The sequence below is a fragment of the Caballeronia sp. M23-90 genome, assembly GCF_053574605.1.
The window spans coordinates 1-7,279 of the sequence record NZ_JBSIPA010000345.1 but is presented as its reverse complement, the minus strand read 5'-3'; the positions used below and the strand labels follow the sequence as shown (position 1 = coordinate 7,279).

The following is a 7,279-nucleotide window of genomic DNA, read 5'->3' as shown; positions in this document are numbered from 1 at the left end:
TAGCCTTGACCGCCGAGTCATCGGGAACTTCGACCGGCTCCGACGCTGCATCGGAAGTCGCTGTACCCGACGCCGCAGCGTCGGAGCCGGTCGAAGTTCCCGATGACTCGGCGGTCAAGGCTGCATCGGGCATGTTCTATGGCATGAACGGGCACTACGACTACCTGTACACGCCGTCGCAAACTGTCGCGATCCTGCAAGCCCTGGGATGCACGTCGTATCGACTGACATGCTTCGACGCGAAGTCGCTGAATGCGCTGGTGGATATGGCGAAGGCGTTTGTCGGTACTGGCATCAGCCTGTTTGTCTGTATCGATGAAAGCCTGACCGACGCATCCGGCGTGGTCTGGACCAGCGAGGCCGCCGCGTACAACCAGGGTTTTCAATCCGGATCGACCATTGCCGCCGCGCTCATGCCATATGGCGTCACCATGTACGAATGCGGCAATGAACTGACACGCCGCTCACAGACCGTTATTGATTCATCGTCGGCGGGCAACAGGGTCACGGATTTCAATAACACGAACTGGCCGGCAATGCGCGGCGTGATGCGCGGCATGATGGATGGCGTCAGGTCGGTGCAGCCGGGCGCGAAGTGCGGCATCAACTTTTGCGTGGCGGATATCGGCGCGTCCGATGCACTCTGGGACGGCACCCAACCCGATGGCACCACAGGTCATCCGCAGCTGCGCTGGGACATCACGACGTGGCACAACTACGAGGTCTACGGGGATATCTTCAACATCGGCGTGAACGGTGGCGGCCCGAATTTCGATCTTCCTGCGTACTGCAAGAAGCGCTACGGCGTGCCGTTCATGATCACGGAGTGGAACGCCAATCCCGAGGACAGCCAGGCATTTCGCGCGTCGTACATTACCGAGCGGCTGACCCGCTTCTACGCGGCGCGCAAGACGGACAACATCGAGTCGGTGATGTACTACGTCCTGGACAGCGGCAATACGTCGTGGGGCATCTTGATCGACGGCAAGATCGTCGACCCTGAGTACAGCGCCATGCGCAACTTCATCCTGGCGAATCCGGACACTTGAGAGGGGCTTGCAAACACGCTTCCCATGTGAATGCGGATCGGTGCAGGAAGCTGCCCGTTATCATGGCGCCACCGCCACTCGGTTACGTCGTCCATGCGCATCGCTCCCTTACCCCCACTCCAATGCCTGATCGCGTTCGAAGCGGCCGTGCGGCACGCCAGTTTCACCAAGGCTGCCGCCGAGCTGCATCTGACACAAAGCGCGATAAGCCGGCAGATCGCGCAGCTTGAAGAGTTTCTGGGCCGCTCGCTCTTCGTGCGCGAGCACCGAGCCCTGCGCCTCACCATCGCGGGCGACCGGTACGCGAAGCACGTGCAGTGGCTGCTTGCGAATTGCTCTGAAGCAACGCTGGATGTGATGAAACGCTACGGCGATCAGGAACTGACGATCGCGTGTTCGTCGGGCGTTGCGGTGCTGTGGCTTACGCCGCGGCTCGGCGAATTCCGTGCGGCGCATCCGAACGTGCGCATCAGGATGATCGTGCGTGACGGGCTTGCGTCCCTGTCGCCGGCCGAGTTCGATGTCGGGCTGTACTACGTCCGACAACGCGCCGAGCCGCAGTTCACCGCGCGCCGCATCTTCGACGAAGACGTCTATCCGGTTTGCTCGCCAAGCTACCTTGCCGGCCGCCTGCTGCAGCCCGCCGATCTCACGTGCGAAACACTGCTGATGCAGGAAGACGGTCAGCGCCAGTGGATGTCGTGGCCCGAGTGGTTCCGTCTCAATGATGTCGCCATGCCGGACTCGCCGCAGTCTGTGGTGGTGAACCACTATCCGCAACTCGTGCAGATGGCAATCCTCGGTCAGGGCGTCGTGCTCGCATGGCGTCATATGATCGACGCGTGCCTCAAGGAAGGACTGCTGGTGCGCGCTACGCATTCATCGGCGAGTCATGGCGGCGGGTATTACGTGCTGTCGCCGAACGACCGCTCGCAGAACCAGGCAGCGCGTCTCTTTACCCGCTGGCTGTTCGATCAAGCGGAACAACAGGTTGCATCGGCGAAGCTCGCCTGACTGCACTCGAGCGTATGCATTGCACGCATGCGCTACACGCATGCGTGCATGCGAATCTTTCGTTTCGAAAACAAATCCGGTCTCTTTACGATTCGCTGTGTAAGCGAAAGCGCCGCTCAATTTCCGAGGTGGCGCATTGTGAACAGCGTCGGCCGTCAGGCCGTCTGATGAGGAAGAGACCATGCAGGGAACGCTTTCATCCAACGTCGCACTATCTGTCGACACGCTTGCGCGACAACGGCGCCGCGCAATCGTCGCCACCGTATTGGGCAACGGGCTCGAGTGGTTCGACTTCACGGTCTACAGCTTTTTCGCGGTGATCATCGCCAAGCTGTTTTTTCCGACTGGCAGCGAACTGACCTCGTTGCTGTTGGCGGTGGCGACGTTTGGCGTCGGCTTTTTCATGCGGCCGGTGGGCGGTATCGTGATCGGCGTCTATTCCGACAAGGTCGGCCGCAAGGCGGCGTTGTCATTGACCATCCTGCTGATGGCGGGCGGCACCGCACTGATCGGCCTCGCACCCACCTATGACCAGATCGGCTTGTGGGCACCAGCGCTGATTGTCATTGCGCGCTTGTTGCAGGGATTCTCGGCTGGCGGCGAAATGGGCAGCGCCACCGCGTTTCTGACCGAATACGCGCCGCCGGACAAGCGGGCGTTCTACTCGAGCTGGATCCAGTCGAGCATCGGCTTTGCGGTGCTGCTGGGCGCCGCAACAGGAACGTTCGTCACGGCGAACCTGAGCGCCGAGGCGTTGCATTCGTGGGGCTGGAGAGTGCCGTTCCTCCTCGGCATCCTGATCGGGCCGGTGGGCTACTTCATTCGCAGCAAGATGGATGAAACGCCCGCGTTCGTTGCAGTCGCAGAAGAGGCGAAGGACGACTCGCCGCTCACCGAAGTATTTCGCAATTATCCCCGTGAGACGTTTGCGAGCTTTTCGATGGTGGTGCTCTGGACCGTCTGCACCTACGTGCTCCTGTTCTACATGCCGACCTATTCGGTGCGCACGCTGCATCTTCCGCAATCCACCGGCTTTCTCGCGGGCATGTTCGGCGGACTGATGATCATGTGTCTGTCGCCGGTCGTAGGCGCACTGGCTGACCGCTTCGGGCGACGCCGTTTTCTGTCGGGCGCTGCAGCGCTGATCCTCGTTCTCGCATGGCCGATGTTCGCGTATATCAATCGCGCGCCGGGCCTGGCGTCGTTGCTGGTTTTTCAGGGTGTCTTCGGCGTATTGATCGCCACCTACACGGGTCCGATTCTCGCCGCCTTCGCCGAACTGTTTCCGACCAAGGTGCTGTCGACGGGGTTGTCGGTGGCGTACAACTTCGCGGTCACCATCTTCGGCGGATTCGCGCCGTTCTTCATCACGTGGCTGATTGCATCGACCGGCAGCAACATGGCGCCGGCCATCTATGTGATCGTTGCCGCGGCAATCAGCCTGATTGGCACGCGCTTCGTGCGCGACCCGCAACGGATCTCGCGCTGATACAGCCGCGGTTTGCGGGCAAATCATTCAACGAGTCAGGAAAACAGCAATGAGCATTACGGTAATCAGCGGCGGCAACGTACTCGACCTGTCGCAAGGCATATTGCTGGAACATCAGTACGTGGTGATCGAGAACGGCCACGTTGTCGAAGTGACCGATCGCCCGGTGAACCTGACCGACGCTCGTACTATCGATGCACGCGGCAAGACGGTCATGCCGGGGTTGATCGATTGTCATGTGCACGTGCTGGCATCGCGCGCGAATCTGGGCGTCAACGCGGCGCAGCCGAACATACTCACGGCCATACGCGCATTGCCCATCCTCAAGGCGATGCTCGCGCGAGGCTTCACCAGCGTACGCGATGCCGGAGGCGCGGACTGGGGCCTGACGCAGGCGCTGGAGGGGGGGCTGATTCCGGGGCCGCGCATTTTCTCCTCGGGCAAGGCGCTGTCGCAAACGGGCGGCCATGGCGACTTCCGTGCACGCGGAGACATGCTTGAGCCGTGCTCGTGCTGTTTCCGCGCAGGCGCGATAGCGCGGGTCGTTGATGGCGTCGATGCGGTGCGGCTTGCCGTGCGCGAAGAGATCCAGAAGGGCGCGACGCAAATCAAGATCATGGCTTCCGGCGGCGTTGCTTCGCCGACTGATCCTATCGGCAATACGCAATACTCCGAGGATGAGATTCGCGCGATCGTCGCCGAAGCGCACGCAGCCAACACCTATGTAATGGCTCATGCCTACACGGGCCGCGCCATTTCTCGGGCTATCCGCTGCGGCGTACGTACGATCGAGCACGGCAACCTGGTCGACGAAGCGGCGGCGAAGCTGATGCGCGAGAACGGCGCGTTCGTCGTGCCCACGCTGGTCACCTACGATGCACTCGCCCAACATGGCGCGGACTACGGCCTCGGGGCCGATTCCATCGCGAAGATTGAAACTGTACGGCGCGCGGGCCGCGACTCGATTGCCATTTATGCGAACGCGGGGGTTCCCATGGGTTTTGGCTCGGACTTGCTCGGCGAGATGCACACGTTTCAGAGCGACGAATTGCGGATTCGCGCGGACTTACTGGGCAATCTGGAAGCGCTGCGTTCGGCAACGACGATCGCGGCGGACATTGTCGAGTTGACGGGAAAGCTGGGTGTGGTCAAGGCGGGCGCGATCGCAGACATACTCGTTGTGGACGGCAATCCACTTGCCGATATCGGCGTGCTCACCGGGCAAGGCGAGCGGATCGATTATGTGTTCCAGCGCGGCGAGATTGTCAGTGAACACGGGCGGGTTACGCAGCGCTGAGGTTGCTGCTTTCGTTCATGGTCAGTGTGCTTGCCCGGACGCATGCAGTCGATACATCTCGAGAGTCAGCGCTTGTTCATCGTGCGAGAGCTGGGTCGCCGCACTTCGGCGGCACTCTCCCGCGGATTCGATGACCCTATCGGCGCTCCGCGCGAAAAGTGGCGCGGGCGTTCGTCGACTTTGTTACGGAAGAGCTCAGGAAGGCTTAACCGGGTTTTTTCTTTGCCTTCACGCCCGACACATTGAGGGCAATCGCCTCGCCAACAAGCGCCTTGAATGCAACCGAATCGATTTCCTCACCCTCGTGGATATCGATTGCGCGCCTTGTGTTTCCATCCAGGCTCGAGTTGAAAAGTTTCGCGGGGTCCTTCAGCGAAGCCCCTTTCGCAAAGGTCAGCTTCACCACTGACTTATACGACTCGCCAGTGCAAATGATTCCGTCGTGCGACCAGACGGGCGTGCCCATCCACTTCCATTGCTCGACGACCTCCGGGTCCGCGTCCCTGACCAGCTTGCGCATCCTGCTCAAAGTTTTGCCGCGCCAGCCGCCAAGCTCGGCGATTTTTTTATCGATGAGTTCAGGCGCCAGCGCATCATCTACCGCACTCGTTTTCTTCATCTTCTCCTCCTGAAACGTTCATGCTTCACATGCCGAATTGCCTTTCGTACTCGGTCTTGAGACGCAGCCAATCGAACTTCATCGCTTCACCGCCGACAATGCGCCCGACCGGATCGCCAGCCACGAACTGCGCCAGCACATCGAGGCAGATATGCCAACCGGCCGCGCCCATCGATATGAAATTGCGGTCGATGTTGTGCCAGAGCGTAAGACGGGTTCCGTCGCCGAGCGGCTCGAGTTGCCACCGAAGGTCGTTGTCGCCCCAGCGGTATTCAAGCAACCGGGGCGCCTCGGCGCGCGTCACTTCAGTCTCCGAGATGACCGGCGTGGGCATTCCGACCGTCGAGAGCTTGACCGGGCCAACAGACGCGAGGCTCCGGTCGGCATCGAAGGGCGCCCATTCACGCAGGCTGACCGGGTCGGTCAACGCGGTCCAGACTTTCTCGGGCGCATGGCGCAGTTCGCGCACCAGAACGAGCGTCCACTTCTCCCCATCCTTCTGGATTTCGGCGCCCGCAGCGGGTCCCGGCCTGTATTCGTCGCGTTTGCTCATCGTTTTCTCTCCTTTTTGCCCAGTGCAGTTTCAGTTTGGTCGATGCGGTCGAGATGGGATTCGAGCGCATCGAGGTGGCCCGACCAGAAGCGCCGGAAGGGTTCGAGCCACGCGTCGATCTCCGCGAGCGGTTCCGGCCTGATCCGGTACACGCGCCGCTGTGCGTCCACGCGTGCCTCGACGAATCCGGCTTCCCGAAGCACTCGAAGGTGCTTCGAGACCGAGGGTTGCGAGAGCTTCAGCTTCTCCTCGATATCCCCCACGGTCTGCTCGGACGTTGCCAGCAGACTCAGGATTGCGCGGCGGCTTGGCTCGGCGATAACGGCAAAGGTCGATTCCATGGTGTTTATATACCTGATGGGGAATATACGTGTCAAGCGGGGACGGCACGGCCTGGTCAGACCATGCACTCGCAGTGGGCATCGTGTCGATTTATGAGACGACAGGCACAATACGCGGCGATGCTGCCGCAGCCCCTTCCAGGCCTTCATGACCCAAACGACCTCTGATCCCTCTGTTCCCGCCGCGCTTGTACCGAATTCGCCGCGTTTCTTGCTGTTTGTGATCTGCCTGTTTGCATCGGCCGGACAGCTTGCAATCGATATCTACGTGCCCGCGCTGCCCGCAATGGCGACGTTTTTCGCAACGTCGCCCCAGGCGATCCAGTCGAGCGTGTCCGGCTACATGGTGGCCTACGCGCTCGGCCAGCTCGTCTTCGGTCCCGTAGCCGACGCTTACGGCCGCAAGCCCGTCCTGGCGTTCGGGCTGGTGATCTTCACGATAGGCTGCCTGCTGTCGCTCGCCGCGCCGAATCTCGAGACCTTTCTTCTCGCTCGATGCCTGCAGGGTTTCGGCATCGCCACGACCAATCTTCTTGCGAAGGCGATCATCACCGATTCGTTTTCGGGCCAGGCGCTGTTGCACGCGTTCACCTACATGTCGATTGCGTGGGGACTCGCGCCGATCGTGGCGCCAGTGATTGGCGCCCACTTGCAGACGTGGTTCGGCTGGAAGTCGTGCCTCGTGTTCCTGCTCATCTACTCGCTCGTGATGTGGGCATTGTGGTGGCGGTATCGTGAAACGTTGCGGCGTCCGGTGCATCTGGAGCCGCGCACCCTGATCACCAACGCGGGCAAGGTGCTGGCAAGCCCGGTGTTCCAGAGTTGCTTTCTCGCGCAAGGCTTGTGCTACAGCATCCTGCTTGTATTCAACATCGTCGGGCCGTTCATGGTGCAGAACACGCTGCACAAGCCGCCGA

General features: G+C 61.1%; 7 protein-coding genes and 1 pseudogene. 5 read left to right on the top strand and 3 right to left on the bottom strand.

All coding sequences use genetic code 11. The features are described from left to right. The 4 genes and pseudogenes from ACRXB1_RS26105 to ACRXB1_RS26090 form a co-directional block, all read left to right on the top strand. A pseudogene (locus tag ACRXB1_RS26105) lies at positions 1 to 1,049 on the top strand (hypothetical protein); the annotation flags it as partial. Between the two features lie 93 nt (positions 1,050 to 1,142). Continuing rightward, on the top strand, positions 1,143 to 2,063 hold the full coding sequence (locus ACRXB1_RS26100; protein ID WP_449493683.1) for a LysR substrate-binding domain-containing protein: 921 nt from the start codon (positions 1,143 to 1,145) through the stop codon (positions 2,061 to 2,063). 181 nt (positions 2,064 to 2,244) lie between these two features. Further along, positions 2,245 to 3,552 carry an MFS transporter gene (locus ACRXB1_RS26095; protein ID WP_449493682.1) on the top strand — a complete coding sequence of 436 codons (1,308 nt, stop codon included), beginning with the start codon at positions 2,245 to 2,247 and terminating at the stop codon, positions 3,550 to 3,552. A 49-nt stretch (positions 3,553 to 3,601) separates the two neighbouring features. After that, positions 3,602 to 4,849: an amidohydrolase family protein gene (locus tag ACRXB1_RS26090; RefSeq protein ID WP_449493681.1), complete on the top strand. Its 1,248-nt coding sequence runs from the start codon at positions 3,602 to 3,604 to the stop codon at positions 4,847 to 4,849. Between the two features lie 205 nt (positions 4,850 to 5,054). On the opposite strand, the gene ACRXB1_RS26085 is transcribed toward ACRXB1_RS26090, so the two are convergent. From ACRXB1_RS26085 to ACRXB1_RS26075, 3 genes are read right to left on the bottom strand one after another with little or no spacing between them, the layout of a single operon-like run. Then, positions 5,055 to 5,468 (bottom strand): DUF1801 domain-containing protein, encoded by a 414-nt coding sequence (locus ACRXB1_RS26085; RefSeq protein WP_062001653.1) that lies wholly within the window; start codon positions 5,466 to 5,468, stop codon positions 5,055 to 5,057. 25 nt (positions 5,469 to 5,493) lie between these two features. Next, a complete protein-coding gene (locus ACRXB1_RS26080; RefSeq protein WP_449493680.1) occupies positions 5,494 to 6,021 on the bottom strand; it encodes an SRPBCC family protein in 528 nt (175 codons plus the stop codon). Next, positions 6,018 to 6,362, bottom strand: coding sequence for an ArsR/SmtB family transcription factor (locus ACRXB1_RS26075; RefSeq protein ID WP_075357409.1), 345 nt, complete (start codon positions 6,360 to 6,362; stop codon positions 6,018 to 6,020). The genes ACRXB1_RS26080 and ACRXB1_RS26075 overlap by 4 nt, the downstream gene beginning before the upstream one ends. Positions 6,363 to 6,510: 148 nt before the next feature. On the opposite strand from ACRXB1_RS26075, the gene ACRXB1_RS26070 reads away from it, so the two are divergent. Continuing rightward, the coding region (locus ACRXB1_RS26070) for an MFS transporter (protein ID WP_449493679.1) at positions 6,511 to 7,279 on the top strand (769 nt) is incomplete at its 3' end.

Bases quoted from the DNA above. Each gene is read 5' to 3' on its own strand.
- ACRXB1_RS26100 (WP_449493683.1), top strand. From the start codon at position 1,143: ATGCGCATCGCTCCCTTACCCCCACTCCAATGCCTGATCGCGTTCGAA.
- ACRXB1_RS26095 (WP_449493682.1), top strand. From the start codon at position 2,245: ATGCAGGGAACGCTTTCATCCAACGTCGCACTATCTGTCGACACGCTT.
- ACRXB1_RS26090 (WP_449493681.1), top strand. From the start codon at position 3,602: ATGAGCATTACGGTAATCAGCGGCGGCAACGTACTCGACCTGTCGCAA.
- ACRXB1_RS26085 (WP_062001653.1), bottom strand. From the start codon at position 5,468: ATGAAGAAAACGAGTGCGGTAGATGATGCGCTGGCGCCTGAACTCATC.
- ACRXB1_RS26080 (WP_449493680.1), bottom strand. From the start codon at position 6,021: ATGAGCAAACGCGACGAATACAGGCCGGGACCCGCTGCGGGCGCCGAA.
- ACRXB1_RS26075 (WP_075357409.1), bottom strand. From the start codon at position 6,362: ATGGAATCGACCTTTGCCGTTATCGCCGAGCCAAGCCGCCGCGCAATC.